17 protein-coding genes are annotated in these 17,371 nt (G+C 65.3%); 5 read left to right on the forward strand and 12 right to left on the reverse strand.

Annotated features, from left to right (window positions below):
• Positions 1-178: 178 nt before the first annotated feature.
• On the forward strand, positions 179-853 hold the full coding sequence (locus tag IEX31_RS06635) for a hypothetical protein (RefSeq protein WP_188742657.1): 675 nt from the start codon (positions 179-181) through the stop codon (positions 851-853).
• A gap of 286 nt (positions 854-1,139) precedes the next feature.
• Here the strand turns inward: IEX31_RS06635 and IEX31_RS06640 are convergent, their stop codons facing one another.
• On the reverse strand, positions 1,140-2,153 hold the full coding sequence (locus IEX31_RS06640; RefSeq protein ID WP_188742658.1) for a hypothetical protein: 1,014 nt from the start codon (positions 2,151-2,153) through the stop codon (positions 1,140-1,142).
• A 400-nt stretch (positions 2,154-2,553) separates the two neighbouring features.
• Between IEX31_RS06640 and IEX31_RS06645 the strand changes: the two genes are divergently transcribed.
• Both IEX31_RS06645 and IEX31_RS06650 read left to right on the forward strand, forming a co-directional pair.
• Positions 2,554-2,787, forward strand: coding sequence for a helix-turn-helix domain-containing protein (locus tag IEX31_RS06645; RefSeq protein ID WP_188742659.1), 234 nt, complete (start codon positions 2,554-2,556; stop codon positions 2,785-2,787).
• On the forward strand, positions 2,787-3,557 hold the full coding sequence (locus IEX31_RS06650) for a phage integrase central domain-containing protein (protein ID WP_188742660.1): 771 nt from the start codon (positions 2,787-2,789) through the stop codon (positions 3,555-3,557). The genes IEX31_RS06645 and IEX31_RS06650 overlap by 1 nt, the downstream gene beginning before the upstream one ends.
• On the opposite strand, the gene IEX31_RS06655 is transcribed toward IEX31_RS06650, so the two are convergent.
• Entirely contained in the window at positions 3,520-4,092 is a 573-nt protein-coding gene (locus IEX31_RS06655; RefSeq protein ID WP_188742661.1) for a hypothetical protein, read from the reverse strand. The two genes, IEX31_RS06650 and IEX31_RS06655, sit on opposite strands and share 38 nt — an antisense overlap.
• A gap of 220 nt (positions 4,093-4,312) precedes the next feature.
• Between IEX31_RS06655 and IEX31_RS06660 the strand changes: the two genes are divergently transcribed.
• Entirely contained in the window at positions 4,313-4,969 is a 657-nt protein-coding gene (locus IEX31_RS06660; protein ID WP_188742662.1) for a hypothetical protein, read from the forward strand.
• A 934-nt stretch (positions 4,970-5,903) separates the two neighbouring features.
• Here the strand turns inward: IEX31_RS06660 and IEX31_RS06665 are convergent.
• The 7 genes from IEX31_RS06665 to IEX31_RS06695 all read right to left on the reverse strand — a co-directional run bounded on the left by IEX31_RS06665 (position 5,904) and on the right by IEX31_RS06695 (position 12,410).
• A complete protein-coding gene (locus IEX31_RS06665) occupies positions 5,904-6,422 on the reverse strand; it encodes a hypothetical protein (RefSeq protein WP_188742794.1) in 519 nt (172 codons plus the stop codon).
• Positions 6,423-6,488: 66 nt separating this feature from the next.
• Positions 6,489-6,977, reverse strand: coding sequence for a single-stranded DNA-binding protein (locus IEX31_RS06670; protein ID WP_188742663.1), 489 nt, complete (start codon positions 6,975-6,977; stop codon positions 6,489-6,491).
• A 90-nt stretch (positions 6,978-7,067) separates the two neighbouring features.
• Complete coding sequence (locus IEX31_RS06675) at positions 7,068-7,439, reverse strand: hypothetical protein (RefSeq protein WP_188742664.1); 372 nt, start codon at positions 7,437-7,439, stop codon at positions 7,068-7,070.
• Positions 7,440-7,588: 149 nt separating this feature from the next.
• Complete coding sequence (locus tag IEX31_RS06680) at positions 7,589-9,427, reverse strand: TraM recognition domain-containing protein (protein ID WP_188742665.1); 1,839 nt, start codon at positions 9,425-9,427, stop codon at positions 7,589-7,591.
• 4 nt (positions 9,428-9,431) lie between these two features.
• Positions 9,432-10,421, reverse strand: a complete 990-nt coding sequence (gene dprA, locus IEX31_RS06685) for a DNA-processing protein DprA (protein WP_188742666.1) — start codon at positions 10,419-10,421, stop codon at positions 9,432-9,434.
• Between the two features lie 61 nt (positions 10,422-10,482).
• Positions 10,483-11,967 carry a putative type IV secretion/conjugal transfer ATPase gene (locus tag IEX31_RS06690; RefSeq protein ID WP_188742667.1) on the reverse strand — a complete coding sequence of 495 codons (1,485 nt, stop codon included), beginning with the start codon at positions 11,965-11,967 and terminating at the stop codon, positions 10,483-10,485.
• Positions 11,964-12,410, reverse strand: a complete 447-nt coding sequence (locus IEX31_RS06695; protein WP_188742668.1) for a hypothetical protein — start codon at positions 12,408-12,410, stop codon at positions 11,964-11,966. Before IEX31_RS06695 ends, IEX31_RS06690 begins: the two co-directional genes overlap by 4 nt.
• A gap of 537 nt (positions 12,411-12,947) precedes the next feature.
• On the opposite strand from IEX31_RS06695, the gene IEX31_RS06700 reads away from it, so the two are divergent.
• The gene (locus tag IEX31_RS06700; protein ID WP_188742669.1) at positions 12,948-13,721 is read left to right on the forward strand and encodes a CFI-box-CTERM domain-containing protein; all 774 of its coding nucleotides are present in this window, start codon (positions 12,948-12,950) and stop codon (positions 13,719-13,721) included.
• A gap of 30 nt (positions 13,722-13,751) precedes the next feature.
• Here the strand turns inward: IEX31_RS06700 and IEX31_RS06705 are convergent, their stop codons facing one another.
• From IEX31_RS06705 to IEX31_RS06715, 3 genes are read right to left on the reverse strand one after another with little or no spacing between them, the layout of a single operon-like run.
• Positions 13,752-15,218, reverse strand: a complete 1,467-nt coding sequence (locus tag IEX31_RS06705) for an SCO6880 family protein (RefSeq protein ID WP_373285508.1) — start codon at positions 15,216-15,218, stop codon at positions 13,752-13,754.
• A complete protein-coding gene (locus IEX31_RS06710; protein WP_188742671.1) occupies positions 15,215-16,603 on the reverse strand; it encodes a TrbL/VirB6 family protein in 1,389 nt (462 codons plus the stop codon). Before IEX31_RS06710 ends, IEX31_RS06705 begins: the two co-directional genes overlap by 4 nt.
• Before the next feature lie 27 nt (positions 16,604-16,630).
• Positions 16,631-16,900 carry a DUF6112 family protein gene (locus IEX31_RS06715; protein WP_022888103.1) on the reverse strand — a complete coding sequence of 90 codons (270 nt, stop codon included), beginning with the start codon at positions 16,898-16,900 and terminating at the stop codon, positions 16,631-16,633.
• Positions 16,901-17,371: the final 471 nt, after the last annotated feature.

Raw genomic sequence — 17,371 nt, forward strand, 5'->3', positions numbered from 1 at the left:
CCATGAGATCCAGCGTCTACGAAGTGACGAGATCCAGTGTCCACGATGTCACGAGATAACACACCAGATCGCTGGACCACCAGTACCAACTCACGCTACGCGCCAACGAGAGCTCAACGAGCGGTATCAAGCCTGGGGAGAAGGAGCCGCGACCCGATGGGGTGTCGAGTGGGACCTCTTGGAGTATGACGATGCAGGCCTTCGCGCGAGCATGGCCGCCGTTTCAAGCTTCCTTGGTCGTGCTCCGCTCATTGGAGTTGCGCCGCTCGAGGGCGAGCAGATCGACCCTGCGGCCGCCGAGTCAGTGGTTGAGTACGAACGGCTGCGTTGCCATATGGACGCCCACTGGCTCCACTATGCGCAAGCGGTTTGGGCGCGCGAAGATCCGGACCAGCGCCTGCTGCGACTCCAGCAGTACGGGCCGGCCGCGTCGCAGATCGAGAACGAGCTGATCGGTTTCCACGGCGACCGCGGGGCCTTCCCTTTGCGTGAGCCATTCACGATTGAAGAGATCGACCTCGCCAATCTCATAGAAGAGATCGACGCGGACAGAAAGAAGCTCGAGGACGAGAGCAAAGTCCAACCGATACTCATCTCGATGCCAACCCCGGGCACGCTCCTGGAGGCGGTCACCGGTGAATGCGACGCTTGCGAGACCTACATCGACGAGAGCAGAGCGATTGATGTTCGACTTCAGGGTGCGCGTGCCGCCATCGAAGAGGTTGAGGCGGATCGCCGACGTCAACGCGTCGCTGACCACGACCTAAGTGACCCATCGCCACCGTCCAACGCAACGCTCGTCGTTGAAGTGAAGCAGGAGGGTGCAAGCCCGCCTGGAGGAGGAAATCCGTGAGCCATGCGCGACGCCGCGGGGGACCATATGGGCCGGCCGACCCTGGGAGTGCGGGACGGAGAGTCGATCTCGAGTGGAACAGGCGCCGTCCACTCGCCAGGAGCCTGTGTTCCTGACGTGCCGGCCGGCGGCCAGGGGGCCCGCCTGGGACACGTGGATGGTCATCACATGGGGCGGAGACCGGTGCGACGCGCTTGCCGGCGAGCTGTGGCCGATGATGGTCGAGCGACCGCAGGCCGGGTTTGGATCTTCACCCAGACGCGAGGTCTTCCTCAAAGCTAGGAGATTACGGGTCCCTTTTGTTCAGGGCGTCTGCGCCCCTATCCACACTCTGCTCGAACGAGTCCCGATCCCTTCTCAGGATCACTTGGTAGCTCTCCTCCGCTTGTTTGTAGTTTCGGTCGACGAGTGGCGACTCGTCGTGAGCCGCGTTCTGGCCGTTCTGGAAGAAGCAGGCGTGTGCCGACAGCTCATGAAAGAAGGCCATGGCGATCATCTTTCTCGGGATAGGCACTTCCTTCGGTACCAATTTCCCACCTCGCCTTACTTGCACGAACTTTCCCCGTTTCTTCACGACCGCCCTGTTTGCGAGGATGATCAATCCTTTGCCGCTGTTCAGACGGACAACCTGAGGCCGGGTTTCCCTTCGTGCATTCTTCGCAACCATTGTGCGGGTAGGAACAGTAAGACCACCCATCCATCTCGTGCTAGTTTCCGTATCGTCTCTCGATGGCCTAATCAGGATGTCGTCGGGGTCATTAATGCGGGCGGTTGTACCGCGTTCCTCATCGACCTGGACGTCTTCCTTCAATTTGGTATAACCCCCTTCCTCCAACCCCAGAATCAGCGTTGCTGTCGTGAGCTCCCAATCATTTCCCGCTCTACCGAGGTCGAACAGCCACTCCTTGCCAGTGACGACCGCGTCCTGCGAATAGTCGGGTACCACAATCGCATTGGCCTTCTTGTCGTACTTGAGCTTGTTCTTGAATTCGGGCACGATCCCGGGAGTCTGATTGAGGAGTCTGACGAAGGCTTCAGCGTTGATAGTCGATTCACGGTTGACCGCCACGCGGATAACGGACTTCGCTTTGCGAACTTGTTGACTGGTCGAGCCTCTCGTCGAAGCTGCCGGTGAACTGACACCGCCGGCACCCGCGTACAACCTGCCGGGTCCCTGCTCAGCGCGGGCGCCGGCGCTCGTTTCTTCTCTCGCGGTGGACGTTCCGCGCTCCCAGTCGGAGATTCCGCGCTCGAAATCGGACGTTCCGCTCTCGGCGCGTTCTTCTGGAGTTGCACTCACGGCGACCTTCTACTAACTTGGCCCATCATCGTGGACGGTGGTCTACTAGCAACGCGGGCTTCGGACTCGGCGAACAGGCTCGGGTCGATCCGACACTGCTGGGCTCGAAGACTCCAACTCTAGATAGCCCCAACGATGCGAGTTTGCTCCCTGCTCCGTTGAGAACGCAATAGGGAGGGTAGGAGCAGCGGCGTACGCTTTCCGTGACGGTTCTCGCGGCAGCGCAGACACCCCGGATTCGCGCCCTGATCAGTTCATTCGTCAGGAGCATTGGCGACGGTCTATGTCGTCAACGTTTATCCAACGTTTATTCATTCGTGCGCACAAGAATGGGCGCGCTCCGATAGCGTCGGTCGACGGTGTTCGGCACAGCTGGGTTCACCTCGAACACCTTCATGTCATGAACAGCGAACGCCTCTCCGGGCTCGGCCTCGAGCCCGTGTTGACCACGAGCGAGCTCGCCGAGTACCTGGGCGTGCACGTGCAGGCGATCTACGACCTGCGCACCGACGGACGGGGCCCGGCGGGCATGCGGGTCGGCCGGGAGATCCGGTACCGCGTCTCCGACGTCATCCGCTGGCTGGACGGGATTCACGAATCTCAGGCTGTGCCGGCTTTCGGAGGTGAAGCCTGATGGCCGGCCGTCCACGGCTCGCGATCGGCACCTACGGCAGCATCCAAACCATTGAGCTCGCACGCGGACGGTTCAGGGCACTGACTCGGTTCCGCGACTGGGACGGCCAGACGCGCCAAGTCGCTGCCACCGGGGAAAGCCGCAACGCGGCGATCACTGCGCTCAAGCTCGATCTGCAGGAGCGGGTGCGGCATGCCGGGACCACTGGCTCACTCACTCCCGACTCGAAATTCGCGGACCTTGCCGACGCTTGGTTGGACGATCTGCGCTTGGACGTCGACCGTGCCGAGACCACCAAGGAGACGTACGAGCGCCAGCTTCGAGGGATCGTGCTGCCGTTCTTCGCCGACTTCGCGGTGCGCGAGATCACCGTCGGCCGCATCGAGCGGTATCTGAAGCAACAGCGGCAGCGCTCGTTCTCGATGGCCAAACATTCGAAGACGTCGCTGAGCATGGTGTTGGCGTTCGGGGTGCGACAGGGGCTTCTTGAACGGAACCCTGTGAAGGAGACCTCGCAGCTGAAGAAGCCCAAGCGGGTGCCGAAGGCGCTGGGAGCAGTAAGCGTGGATGCCGGGGTATACGGCGAAAACGCCCCGGCAGGTGGTGGGCCACCCGGCATGCGCGGGGACTCCTCGTGGTTGCCGCTCCTGCCCGCCCGGCCCGGAGCGGCGGCCACCGTGGCAATCAGGAAAGTCGACGACGCGGGGGTCGTGCGCCTCGGAGTGCTGATACTCAGTTCACCACGGTGTTGGCTTCGCCGATTTCCCTGACGAGGTTCCCGATTGCCGCGACAATCGCCGCATGTGCGTTCGGCAGAGTGTCGATGCCGAAGGTGAAGGCATCAAGCTTCGACGCGACGGGCTTCGCTCCGGCGATGGCGGCCAGGCGGTTCGTGTAGTGCTCGACAGCGCCTTTGACCGAGGGGGTCTTGGAGAGCGACCAGGGATCGACTCCGAAGGTCGCGAAACGCGCCCCCTGCCAATGGCTGTCATCGGGCAGGATCCACCCGATCGACAGAGGCTGTCGTCGATCTGGCGTCGTGATTCGAAAGGATGCGCCCTGGGATCTCCATTTCACTTCGACGCCCAGTGCCGTACAGCCGGCGATCACATCGTTTATTGCGTCACGGTAGCTGTGGTCCGCGATCCCGGCCAAAAACGCCGCCTCGTCGGCTTGGCCCGCAGGGCTGGAGGAACCGCTTGATGTACGGCGCGGCGGTGCGGAAACAACCTGCGCTGCATGTGCGACCAGCTCTTCTCCTCGCATCTGGACGATCTCGACCAGGAAGAACTTGCCGAACCGCATTGTCGCATTCAGGTAGTCAAGGCTTGTCTGCATCGATGGCGTGAACCGCTGTGCCGCAACGACATAGTGAATGTCCCCTGTTGTGAGAACATCTCCGAGCCGACCTTGGAACGCAGATAGCTCTTCATCGTTGAGATTCCAACCGCTACGCGCCACAGCGTCCGCGAGGGTGGCTGCTCCACGATACTCCGCTTCCGCTCTGTCGCTCTCGAGGTAACGCTTGAACGACCCCTCTGTCGAACTCTTCGACGGTGAGCTGCCAGAGATCCGAGCCGTAATCAATGAGCTGCGCCAGCGCGTGACGAAAGTCCGGATTCTGAGGACCTGTCTTGAACTCGATCAGGACGATGTCTCCCGACGAGGCAAGGCGGAGCAGATCGATGTAGCCAGAGCCAGGGCGGTTTCTCGTCCAACGACGAGTAGATCACCGTCAAAGCCGAGGTCGTCCGCCGGGATGAGCTGCGGCTGCGACTTCATGATCTCCTGCAGATGGTGTTCGTTCGGCGCGGGTACTTCGACCAGATCGAAAGTTTTATCATTCCGCTGGACCAACACTCGTCGCGGCACGACGCCTCCTCAGAATCAAGAGCAGGCATCGGTCAGGCCCGCACGCCCGCTAGGAAGTCCGAACAGTCGAGTACGGTCGATCGGCCGCGCTACGGCGCTCGAGGCCAGCCACGACGACCTCGACGAAGTAGGCATCACGGTTCGCGATGGCAACCTCTCGACGGGGTTGGCCGGTGGTTCGCCGAACCAGGGCAGTTTGGGCGTTGGCGCTGTGGGTGAAGTCGGAGTCTCGCAGATGGCCGAGGTGCTGGCGCGGCACTTTCCGCGTCTGACGCGAGCGCTCGCGCTTCGCAAGTGGAAGTCGATGTGACAGTCGATCCGGCGCGAGTGGAGATCTGCGGAACGATCATCCAGCGCCATCGGGGTGGCTCAAGAACTCGGATTGCAGGCTGGCTCGGTCACGCGTCGACAGCCGTGACGAGGGAGCACTACGCGGAGCCTGATCGATCGGGGACATCTAAGCCGGCTGAAGTGCTTCAGGTGGCCTGGTGCGGATGACGACGTCGACTCGATCTCGTGGGATGACTGGGGGCAGTAGTGCGTGAGGGTGACGGCGGGCCCACCGGGGTCAGGGCTGAGTGCGTCTCGTGACCGCGTTGGCGTACACCCAGACGAATTGATCTTGGTTCGTCACTGGGTCTAGGTACTTCACAAGCACTGCGCCCCGAGTCCAAGCCATCGCCTCGCCTTCGACCGTTCGCGGTTCCTCATAGACGAATCGATATCGGACTGATGCGTTGACTGGTATCGGTTCGCGGGCCTCGGCACCGTGGCCGGTGCGTCGGACTTCGGCGGTCGTCAGACTGACGGGGCTTCCGAGCTTGGCTTGCTCGAGCCGGATCTCGTCGGCGCGTTCGTCAGCACGATCGGGGTATCTGCGGTTGGTACCCACGTTAGGCGTAGGTCGCTTCGACGGTCCAGCCGTGCGGCGCAAGGCGCAGATCGAACACGAGCAGCGTGCCGTCGTCGGTGCGACCGGTGACCCGCCAGCCGGGTGCCAGTCGCACGTCTGTTGGAGGGTGGGAGATGCCGCTGGGCCATTCGGGCGTGCGGGGGAGGGCAGTGGGCTGGTCGACCACGCGGTAGCGCGATCCGCGATAAACGAGTCGAGTGGGTAGGTCTGTGCTGTCGAGCCAGACGCTCACGGGCTCATCGCGTGTGGTGAGCATGACGCCGCCTCTCGAAGATTCGAAACTATGTTCGATGATAAGTCGGGGCGGTGCAACTCGCAATGTGCTCGCCCCCTAACGCTGTGCCGATTCCGCCGCGCTACGGTGCTCGAGGTCGGCAACGACGAACTCGATGAAGTCGGCGTCGCGGTCAGCGATGACGGCATCCTCCACGGCCTCCGCTGGCGGTTCGCCGGGCCACGCGGTTTGGCGGGTGGGGCGGTCGCGGTCGAGGCGGGTCCCCGAGGTCGCGACCCAGTCGTGGAGGCGGCCGCGAGCGTCGGCGAAGTCGCGGTGCCAACCGAAGGGGGCCGAGCCGTGCTGGTCGGGGTCGTAGGCGCTGAGCCAGTGCAGGTGGAGGGCGGAGAGTTCCGACACGAGTTCGGGGTGGCGGTGCCAGAAGGGCGGGATGATCGAGGCCGGGAGGCCGTAGGTGCGGCGAAGCCAGTTCACCCAGCGGTTGAGCTCGATCCACTCGGTTCTGGCTTGTTCGGCGGTGAGCAGTTTCCAGTTGACCGGATGCGGGGGCTCGGCGAGCAACGGCGCTTCAAGGTCATCGAAGGCGTCATCGTCGAACGCGGCTCCGGTGAACACGCTGCCGAGCGCAGGCTCCTGATCGGCGGCAGCAGAGTCTCGTGAGGATGTCTCAGGCACGTCGATTCACAGTCCGAGTACGGCAGATCCGGCAGGTGCGGGCGCATCGCTGCGTCGCGCTCCAGCCTCCTCGCGGTCGGTTCCGGTCGCATCGTGGCCGTTGGCCGTGACATCCGCTTGGGTTACTGCGACGTGTCGGCGGGTGCGGTCGACTTCGTACTCGGTGCGGGTCAGGTCGTGTCCAAGCTTCTTCGCAACGAACTCTTCGCGGTCGATGATCTCGCCGTCGCGTTCGACCTGGAACGTGCGGACATAACCTTCGGCGACGAAGCGGTCGCCTTTCGCGAAGCGGGCCATGGCGCGGTCGGCGGTGGCGCGGTAGGCGACGAGGTCGTGGAAGGTGGGTGCGAGTTCGGTGAAGCTGCCGTCGACTTCGCGGCGAAACTGAGGCTGACCGATGCGGACGTAGAAGCGGGTCTCGCCGCGCTCGGTGACGGACTGCTGGGGTTCGGTTGCGATAAATCCGGAGACCGATTGCTGGGTGTGCAGAGCCACGGGACTGTGCCTTCCTGTGCCGAGCGGATCGCGCGATCCGCGTTCAACTACAGGTGCGCGACCATCCCCAGTCCACGGCCTTCCACTGCCCTAGTTACCGTTGAGGCTCGCTTCGTACTCGGCGGCTGCGGCGTCGATCTCCCACCCTTCGACGAAAGAGTCGTCGGGAATCAAGTACGGGCGGTCGTAGTCGACACCGTTGGTGCATTGGTAGTCGTCGTGCCAGTCGTCGTTCATCGTGGGGTCCCAGTAACAACGCCATCCGCTGGGCGCGAAGTCGGCCGCCTGCTGATCGAGATAGGCATCCGCTTCGGCTTGCAAGTACTCCTCGGACTGCTGGTAGTCGTCGTCGCGGCTCTCGAGGTGGTCTTCGTTGCCTGGTTCGAGGTCGTAGCTGCTCGTCGTGCAGCCCGTGAGCGCCAGGCTGAGGGTGATAATGGCGGCGGCAGTGCGGAAAGGCATCGGAGCGTAGTCTCCTGGACTGATCGGCGGAGTGGGCATATCGGGAGGTTCGGACCCGCGCGACGATACTGCCCGTGGTCTAGTTTGCCCAGCCCCCTTTTCGAGGCAGAGTCTGGAGAGTTGTGCGGTCGAGGTATAGCTATCGCGGCTCACGGAGCTGGCCCGACGGGCGGCGTTGCGGCTTCGTCTTGGGTGATCTGGTCTGGCGGAATCGCGGGATCGGGCAATCTGAGCTGTGCCTCGATGGAACTGCGGTCGGTGCGGAGCTGCTTGGCGTCGGCGCGGTTCGTCCACATGCGAAGCCGGGCGACTATGGGTAGGGCTGAGCGGAGCAGGATGAGGCCGGTGCCGAATGGGAGGGTGCGGATCGCGTCGGGCGGCATGGTCGCGATGCGGCGCACCGAGCGCTGCGCGGTGCGGGAGCCGCGGTCGCCGATGGTGGTGGAGTCGGTGGTGTCGTCGCGGTCGCCGATGAGGGTGGACAGGTCTTGAAGGTCTTTCGAGTTGGATGCTCCGCCGAGCACGATCTTCACGATTGAGGCATCCCAGATCGTGCTTGCTGCGCTATCGGACCATTTCGTGCGGGCCTGGGCGAGCGATTGCAGCACGGGCATGGTGGTGATGCCGGTCCCGCCACCTTCGGCCATCAGGTTCGGCAGCGACGGAAGCGGGGCGAGGTTGCCGATCTCGTCCAGGGCGAGCAGCAGCGGCGGATCGAGGCGAGCGGCAGGGTTGCGGGCGGCGATCCTGCGTGCGGTCTCGATGAGGTCTTCGAGAAATGCGGCAACGAGGGATGCGGAGTTGTTCGCGCCCGCGCTGGTGGCCAGTAGGTAGAGGGTGCCATTGTTCTGCAGGAACGCCTCGGGATCGAATTGCTCGCTGTCGCTGGGAGAGACGGCGTCGAGCACGCGTGGGTCGGCGAGGGCCGCGAGTGCGAGGGAGACGCCTTGCCAGATCGAGTCGCGGGTTCGTGGGTCGGCTTCGAGCATCGCCTGCAGCGAGTCGCCCCATCCGGTTGCCGCTGCGGGGTTGGCGGTGAGAATCGCGACGGCGTCCGCGGCGGCTGTGGGGTCGAGGGTCCACCGGAATAGCTCTGCCGGGGTGCGGCGGTCGAGCGAGGCGGCGTGCAGGAGGGCTTGGAGCGCGACACGGGTCTTCGCTTCCCAGAAACCGCCGCCATCGACCCCACCTGCGGCGAGTCCGGTACCGGCGGCAAGGCCGGCGGCGCGGATCATCGCGATGAGAGGGTCGTCGCAGCCACGGATCGGCGACCACCGCAGCCCGGCGGGCACACCGGGAGCGAGGTGCTGCGGGTCGAAGACGGCGACCGGTCCGCGCTGCCGTCGCGTGCGCAGCGTCGCCGTGAGGTTGTCGGGGCGGGTGGAGGTCGTCACGACAGGGCCAGGTGCGTCGAGGATCGCATTGATGACGATGTGCGCCCCCTTGCCGGAGCGGGGCGGGCCGATGACAAGGATCGAGTCTTCGACGGAGGCCCACACGTCAACTCCGCGGGAGCTGCCAAGGCGGTAGCCGATATCTGCTGGTTTCGCCTTGGTCAGTGAGGGGCGCAGATGGCGGCCGCGCCTCATGAGCGCGGCTCGCGACGCAGCACGGGTGACGTCGGTTTTCGTGGCGATGCCCGGCAGGCGGTACGGGTCGACCCGCCGGTCACGGGTCGACGAATGCAGCATCCGCCAGACCAGGATGACGGCCGTCATGGCAATCGCGAGCAGCAGTGCGGCGGTGACCCAGTATGCGACCGGATGCAGGCCGGGGGCGCCGAGTGCCGTGCCGGGGTCGCCGGGGTTGAGAATGACGGCGAGGCCCGTTTCAGGGCCGCTGGTCGGCTGAGAGATGCCGGTGGCCCACGCCCCGGCGCTGCCGGCCGCGCGCAGCATGAGCGCGATCCCGGCGGCACTGATCAGGACGCCCATGCCGAGGTTCGTGAGCTCGTCGCCGAGCCCGCCTGAGGTGCGCACTGTGGTCATCGGCTCAGCGGGAGATTCCCGCGCTGACGCGAAGGCCGCGGCGGGTGGGGGAGTAGGCGAAGGGCCGCTCGGTGGCATACCTGACGGCAGGGTCGGTCAGGGCGAGGATGTCATCGGCGTCGACGACGAGGGTAGCGACGCCGTCTTGGATCAGCCGGTGCGTGCCTGCGCTCGCGGGTGAGGTGAGTGGTCCGGGTACGGCGGCGACGGGGCGGCCGAGCGCGTGAGCGATACCGGCGACGCTCAGGGACGACGACCGTTGCCCAGCTTCGACGACGATGGTTGCGCTGCCTAGGACCGCCACGATCCGGCCGCGCTGCAGGAACCGCCATTTCGTCGGCGCAGCTCCAGGCGGGAGTTCGCTGACGAGGAGACTCCCGGATTCAGTGACGCGGGTGAAGAGGTCGTCGTGTCCGCTGGGGTGGGGGCGGTCGAGTCCGCCGGCGAGGACCGCGATCGTGTGTCCGGTCGCGGTGGCGGTCGCGGCGCGGATCGCAGCTGCGTCGATGCCATAGGCGCCTCCGGTCACAATCACCTTCCCCCGGCGGATCATGTCGCTGGCGAGGTCCGCGGTGATCCGATCGCCGTACGAGGTCGCCGCGCGCGAACCGACCATCGCGACTCGCCCTGCCAGCGGAGCCACAAGCGGGGCCGGGTCGCCTTTGAGCCAGAGGGCGAGCGGAGCGCTCGGGCCGAGTTGGCTCAGCTCGGCCGGCCAGGCCGCGTCCCCGGGTGTGATCATCTGCAGATCATGCTGCTCCATCCGCGCGTGGACGCCATCGCTCTCGGCGGGGCTCAGGCGTGCGGCGAGTCGCCGGCGCCAAAGCTCGCCCTCGGCAGGGTCGATGCCAGGTGGAAGGGCGCTTCTCGACTCGAGGAGCGTGAGCGTCTCGGCCGCGCCGATGTGGGTAACGAGGGTGCCGGTGATGATGTCGGCCGGTTCGGACACCGCGGCGAGCGTCATCCTCGCTGCCCGTTCGTCGTCTGCGGTCACGGCGCCTCCTCGGTGTGTCCGACAGGTGCGCCCGCCCGGCCGTTGGCGCCCAGCATCCGCATCATTGGCCCGCCAACATCCGAGCTGTCGTGTCGAATGCGGCGAGCTCATCGGGGTGCAGCTGGTGCTGCACGACGAAGCTGCGGTCCTTGACCCGCCAGAGCCCTTGCCCGGTGCCAAGCGTCGGCAGGAGTTTCTGCTCGGTGCCGGAGAGGCCGAGGGCGATCGCTGTGGCGCCGAGTTGGTCGGGTTCCTGCCGGTAGACGATGCGAGTTTCAGCGTTTGCGAGCAGGGATGATGCGAGGGCGCGCATCGCGGAGCCGGAGTCGCCGACGTTGTCGAGATCGGAGAGCTTGTGGAAGATCAGCATGTTCGCGATGCCGAAGTGGCGCGCAAGACGCCACTGAGCGTCCATGCGGCGCAGGAGCGCCGGGTATGCCATCAGCCGCCAGGCCTCGTCGTAGATCACCCAGCGCTGCCCGCCGGCGGGGTCGGAGAGGGCGGACTCCATCCACGCCGACGAGCAGGTCATCAACACCGAGATCAGGGTCGAATTCTCGGCAACACGCGACAGATCGAGAGAGACCATCGGTAGCGACGGATCGAACCGCACCGTTGAGGGACCATCGAACAGGCCTGCGAGATCTCCGGCGACGAGGCGCCGAAGGGCGTGCCCGACAAGGCGGCCGTCCTCGGCCAGGCGCCGCTCACGGTCATCCGTGATGCTGGGATCGAGGATGCGGTCGACGACCATCGGCAGAATCGGCACCTCGGCGCTGCGCACCGCATCGCCGAGCGCTAGGTCGATCGCGGTGTGCTCGAGCGGGGACAGCGGGCGATCCAGGACTGTCTCAGCCAAGGCGCCGATGAGTCCACGGCGGCGCGCGGCAAGTTGCGCGGCCCATTCGGCATCGGATGCCGCGGTCTGCCGGTGTCCTTCGTCGAGCGGGTTCAGCCGGTTGCGTAGGCCGTGGCCGAGGATGATCGCTTTGCCGCCAACCGCTTCGGCGACACCGGTGTGCTCGCCCTTCGGGTCACCGGGCACGTACACGCGCCGCCCGAACGGCAGGGACCGCGTGTACAGCGACTTCGCAAGCGAGGACTTGCCGGAGCCGACGATGCCGGCCAGCACGACGTTCGGGGCTGTGATCATGCCCTGCTGATAGAGCACCCAGGGGTCGTAGACGAAGGATCCGCCCGAATAGAGGTCCTGCCCGACGAACACCCCGGCCGAGCCGAGGCCGGCCTCGGCGAGGAACGGGTAGTGTCCCGCGAGCGTTGCCGACGTGTCTTGGTGCTTCGGCAGACGGAGGCGGCCCGGGGTGCGGAGCGCGGCAGGGCCGGGCTCGCCAGCGGCAGGCAAGTAGGCGGCCTGGCGCGATTCCGCGCGCTCGGCTTCAAACCGCGTGCGCCGCTCAGCTGCGACCGCTCTGCGGGCGTTCTGCTCGATCGTTGAAGCGGAGCGCTTTCGGGCACGCCGATCTCGATGAGGCTCGTCGCGTGGACTGACCAGGGGCGCGGTGTGCAGGCGCTCGTCAATGCTCACAGCGCCACGGCACGATTCAGGTGCGAGGAAGGCGCAGAGGACATCGGGTTCGCCTGCCAGCGGTCCGCGACCGCTCGCGATGACCGTTCGAACGGCGTGGGAGCGTTGGGCGCTGCGGGGACGAGTTCCGGCTCGAGCCTGCCGTCGTAGCGGCGCAGTAGTGACACGTAGCCGAACGTGTTGCTGTACGTCAGCGCGTACGGCGAGCCGAACGGTTCGATCGTGTGATCGGTGCTGCCAGCGGGCACGGCGTCGTACACATACCCGTTCGCGAGCGCGGCCTCGGTGGTTGCGTCGCCGTGATCGTACGCTTGCAGGCAGTAGATCGCGGAGATCGGCCCCTCTCGATCGATCAGGGCGAGGAGTTCCTCGGCCTCACCGCCCTGCAGGAAGACGACGCTGATCCACCGCGTCGATGGATCGTCACGTTGGTAGGCAGACATGCTCGGCTCCAATCAGGATGCTTCGCATGGAAGGTGTGTGGAGCGTGCATGGCGTCCGATCGCTGGCATCCATCGGAAGCGACGGGCTCGCTTGCCGTGCAGAAGCCCCATTTCTGGGGGCACGATTCTCGAATCTCAGCCTGTCCGCGTCGTAGATACTGAAGCTCGGTGTTTCCAGATTGAATAGCGGAGGAGTCCCAAGTTGGACGCAAGGACGGAACTCGGCGTTTGGCGAGTTGTTAGCGGCATCGTGGCCTTCGGTTGCGCGATCGCAGCATTCAACCTCGAACCGTCGGTTGGCGTCCTGGTTACGTTCCCGGGGTTCTTTGCCTCATTCATGCTCGGGATGCTTGGCTCAAAGGGTGTCGGATGGTGCGCCGCCATCCTGAACGGGATCGCTCTCTTCATCGCGGCCTCAGGCTCGGTCTAAGCCCGCGTCTCTCCTAATCAGTGTCCCGGTGATGCACGAGGTCTGCCTTGGATGACGCGCGCGCTGATGCTTGTGTTGTATCGCCCCCCGAAGTGATTGGACGTTGAATGAAGAAGATTGACGCTCTTGCAGCTGAAATTGAGAACGCTACCCAGTCAGGGGATGGGCTCGATCAGCTGGGTCGGCGACTTGTCGCTCAACATCGCGAGTACGCCGTTCACGTTCAGAACGGATCGTCGTACGAAGACATCGGTCAGTCCCATATCGAAGAGCAGATCCGGCTGTATCTGGTGTACACGTTGGACCGGTCCATGTGGGAGAAGCTCGTTACGCGGACGGAGCAGTACGCGCAGCAGGACCGCAACGCAATGGCTCCGATGTTCTCCCCGTGGGGCTACCTGAACAGTGACCTCGTGGACAATCTCGGCGAGGGTCTGGGGTGGAAGTCGGGCGGTCCTTCGAAGAATCTGAGCAACACATCCTTCCCGCAGCGGGTCGGCATGATTGTCAGTACACTCGAGGGCTTCACGCCAGCACAGCTCAAGCAGATGGAGGTCAGCCTCGGGTCCGATGAGAATGTCACTCCTCCGAAGAGTGGCGGCTGCTACGTTGCCACGGCGGTTTACGGCAGCTATGACGCACCCGAAGTTCGAGTGCTTCGACGCTGGCGTGACGACTTCCTGAAGGCGTCAGCAACGGGACGCGAGTTCGTACGGTTCTATTACGCGACTTCGCCCAAGCTTGTGTGGGCCGTGGGACAGCGAGTTTGGTTCGTCGGGCCTGCGCGCTACTTCCTGGATCGGTTCGTCCGACGGCTAGTGAGGGCCGGCTACACCGACGCGTCCCACACGGATCACAACGAGATGCCTGGCTCGCGCTAGTTCCAGTGGTGAGAGGTCTGTGGCAGTCGGTCAGACGCTCCGGCAGAGCGGCAGCGCCGCGGCGGTGAATGCTTGAGCCTGCTGCCCTACGAGTCGTCGGACTTCGCATGATGCCTGGATCGCCGCTTGCTCGATCGCCGCGACCGCGGCGTCGAGTTCGTCAGTGGTCGGCGCCGTCACCGAGATGAGCCCAGTTACCCGGAGCACGCCGTGGCCGGCGGTGAGGTCTGCTTCCTGTTGCAGCACGTCTCCGTACTCCGCGGTGGCCGAGGCATCCTCGATCTGGCCGATGCGGCGGCGTTGGTGGGCATCGGAGATGAGTTCGGTCTTCTTCTTGCGGAGGTCTCGGGCAGCTTGATCGGCGCGAACGGGCAAGTAGTGGAGGGCGACTGTGCGGAGGATGCCGTTGGTGAAAACGAGCGGGGCGAGGAAGCCGGGGTAGACCTGTGAGCGCGGCCACTCGCTGATCCAGAGGACGGTGTGGAATGCGGTGTCGGTGCGGAGCCGGTCCCAGGTTTCGGTGACGGCGACGGGGCCGGCGGTGGCGAGGTCTCGCCCGACGTCCGGGTGGCGCTCGAGTTCCACGCCGACCGCCGGGTCGTAGGCGGTCCGAAGTGCGCTGGCGACTTCAGAGGCTGTGAGCCACCCGCCGACGATGAGATCGGCGGCGCGGAGTGCGCTCGAGAGAGCAGTCATCTCTTGGCGGAGGACGGCAGCCGCACCGCGCATCCCGCCACCGTTCGCCCGCACCTGCCGTGCGGCGGACTTCAGGTCGAGAGCGACGCTGATGGTGGTTGCGTGGCGTTCACCGGCGGGGCCCGCTCGTTCGATGAGGTCGCGATATGTGTTCGCGGCCCAGGAGTCATCGTCTGCACCGTGACGTTCCCACCATTCGGCGAGGCCGGTGCCGGAGTCGGGGAGGGTGCGTTCGTTGACTTGGATGCGAGCGATGCGCCCTGAGCGGCAGGCGCCGGCGAGAACACGTCCCCATCCCTGGACGCGGCGGTGTTGTTCGCCGGCGTCGACGAGCGCGAAAGCGGGGTGGGAGATTGCGATGATCGCGGTGAGAGTCTGCTGGTGGGGGTCTTGGATCATGACGGCGCCGGATTCGGGGTCGTGCCATTCGCGAAGGGATGCGGCATCGCCGGGCAGTGCGAGGGTGCCGACGGGCCGGGGTCGGATGATGCGGCGGCGGTACGTGAGTTGCCCGCGGGCGGCGCGCAGCATCCATTTGGTCGTGACGGGCACCCATTCGACGAGCTTGCGCCCGCCGAGCGGGATGACGGCGGTCAGAGCAGCGGCGCCCCAGAGTGGCGACGCCCAGGCGACGCCGGATGCCCCGGCCGAGTAGAGCGCGGACACGAGCGTGAGGAGCGCGAACGTGAGGGCGATGAGCTGCGGCGTGGAGAGGCCGAGCAGGATGCCTCGCTTCGTCAGCCTCGAGAACTGTACTGGGGCGAGCTTGTAGTCGCGGGCGGTATCGGTGTGCAAGGTCAGGCATCCTTTCGCGGTGGCGGCGGGGCCGCGGGTGTGCTGGGGGCTGGCGGGCGCCGGTTGGAGACTGGGCTGGGCGGCGCGGATTCAGGTGGCAGAGGTGTGGCCGAGACATCCGCCGCACCGAACTGAGAGTCGGCGGCCTGGCCAATGTTGCTGCCGAGCTGATGGCCGGCCTTCGCGGTCGCGCCGACAACTTGGGCGCTGGCGACGGCGGCGATGCCAATCGGACCGGCGGCGGCGCCGACGCCCGCTGCTCCTGCGCCGCCGCTGGCCGCGCCAGAGCTGGAGGCTCCGGCGGAACCGCCAGCCGCCCCGCCTGAAGTACTGCCTGCTCGGGCTCCGGCGTGCCCGGCGGTTGCGCCGGTCGGCGCTTGGCCACTGCCTTGAGCGCCATTGCTATTGGTTCCGTTGCCACCACCGTCGAGGATCTTCTTCGCGTTGTCGATGCCTGGCCCGCCAGGCACCGGCACTGGGCGGTTCAATGCCGACTTTGCCTCCTGCTCGCTGGACATGGCGTGGTACATGTCGAACCCGACGAAGTTGAGGAACTTGTACGTGATGTACGGGGCGAACGCGGCGATGAACATCAGTACGATGCCGGCGATCGGATCGCTGATCGAGGCGAGGTCGGCGTCGATCGGGGCAGCAACTTGCGCGATCGCGACGAGAAAGATCACGACGAGCACGAGCTTTGACAGCACGAGCGCCACGACGAACGCGATCCACTTGGAGATCCAGCCCTTCGTGGCATCCCAGGTCGCCCCAGCCAAGGCGATCGGGCCAAAGACGATCGCGACCAGCAGCAGCGCCTTGCGAATCAGGAGGGAGAACCACACGATCGCGGCAGCGCTGATCGCGAGTGCAGACAGGAAGATCGTGACGATCGCGCCGACGCCAGGGGCAGCGATGTTGACCGTCGCGAGTCCGCCGGCGAGGAGGGCGATGCGGTCGCCCATGCCTTCCATGGTGTTGCCGGTTGCCTGCACGATGCCGATCGAGAGTTGGTCGGTGATCTCCAGCAGGAGGGCCGTGAGGCTAACGATCACGAACGAGCCGAGGATCGACTTGGCCAGGCCGATGCCAGCGCGGGAGAGCGCCGTCGGATCGCGGTGCACAAGTCCCGTGATCAGTTGCAGGAAGAAGAAGATCAGGGTGACGAACACTGCCACCCCGAAGAGGACGTTGAATACTCCGAGATAGCTCGGGTCGGTGACGTCGACGAGGGTGGTGGTGTCGAAGGCGGTCCAGACGGCCTCGAACATCCATGCGGCCGCGGCACCCATAGCGGCGGCCAGCCAGTCGAATGGTGCAGTGACCAGCGAGGCGGTGCCCTCGCCGACCGCGGTGCAGACTTCGGCGATGACTGGGATGTCGCAGACGCTCATCGTCCAACCCTGAATGGCGCGGCGGCCTCAGACGGCCTGGCCGACGTTCCAGAAGAAATTCGTCAGCGTCACCGCGGCGCCGCAGATGACCGCGGCCCCGCACGCAATCAGCACACCGGCCTTTCCGCGCGAGGCGAGATGGGGGTTGGACGAGTTCGCGCCGAATCCCCACACGATCGCCGCGACGATCAGCGCGAGGACGGCCATGATGAGGCCGATCGTCATAACGGCGCCGACGATGATGCGCAACTGGTCGATGCCGGGCAGACCGGTGCCATTGGGGTCGATGTCGATCACGGTGGGCTCCTCAGTCGTAGGAAGGGTCGACTGAGAGGTGAGCAACGTCCTCCCGAACAGCCGGGATTACGTCATCCGATCGTGATCAGCACGGAATCGACGCGATGTTCAGCAGAAAGCGGGGACTCGATCCAGTAGCCGCCACGTCGGTGCTTGCGGCGTCGCGGAGCATTTGTAGGTTCCCGCTGATCATGTCCAATTCCCGCAGCAGTTGTCACCGACTTGTTCCAAACGGACAACTCTTCGGGATTCGATCGCATAGCGGTTGTCGTACCCAGGCGGGCATCGTCATCGGGTGCGCTGGGGGAACGTTCAACGCCGCACGCCTCGCCTGCTGTAGCGATCATTGAACGCAGGCTCCCCCGGAATGGGTTCACCCCTGCGAGAACCGCGAGGGGCGACTGGAACCTCGTTTTGGGACCCGCTCGATCAATCGACCTGACACTTGCCGCTACAAACGGCCGCCTCGGC

The organism is Agromyces bauzanensis (genome assembly GCF_014645655.1).
In the GTDB taxonomy this organism is placed as follows: Bacteria; Actinomycetota; Actinomycetes; order Actinomycetales; family Microbacteriaceae; genus Agromyces; species Agromyces bauzanensis.

Excerpts from the sequence above, each read along its gene's own strand:
- IEX31_RS06680 (WP_188742665.1), bottom strand. The coding sequence starts at position 9,427 with ATGACCACAGTGCGCACCTCAGGCGGGCTCGGCGACGAGCTCACGAAC.
- IEX31_RS06675 (WP_188742664.1), bottom strand. The coding sequence starts at position 7,439 with ATGCCTTTCCGCACTGCCGCCGCCATTATCACCCTCAGCCTGGCGCTC.
- IEX31_RS06710 (WP_188742671.1), bottom strand. The coding sequence starts at position 16,603 with ATGAGCGTCTGCGACATCCCAGTCATCGCCGAAGTCTGCACCGCGGTC.
- IEX31_RS06650 (WP_188742660.1), top strand. The coding sequence starts at position 2,787 with ATGGCCGGCCGTCCACGGCTCGCGATCGGCACCTACGGCAGCATCCAA.
- IEX31_RS06700 (WP_188742669.1), top strand. The coding sequence starts at position 12,948 with ATGAAGAAGATTGACGCTCTTGCAGCTGAAATTGAGAACGCTACCCAG.
- IEX31_RS06645 (WP_188742659.1), top strand. The coding sequence starts at position 2,554 with ATGAACAGCGAACGCCTCTCCGGGCTCGGCCTCGAGCCCGTGTTGACC.
- IEX31_RS06695 (WP_188742668.1), bottom strand. The coding sequence starts at position 12,410 with ATGTCTGCCTACCAACGTGACGATCCATCGACGCGGTGGATCAGCGTC.
- IEX31_RS06655 (WP_188742661.1), bottom strand. The coding sequence starts at position 4,092 with ATGCGGTTCGGCAAGTTCTTCCTGGTCGAGATCGTCCAGATGCGAGGA.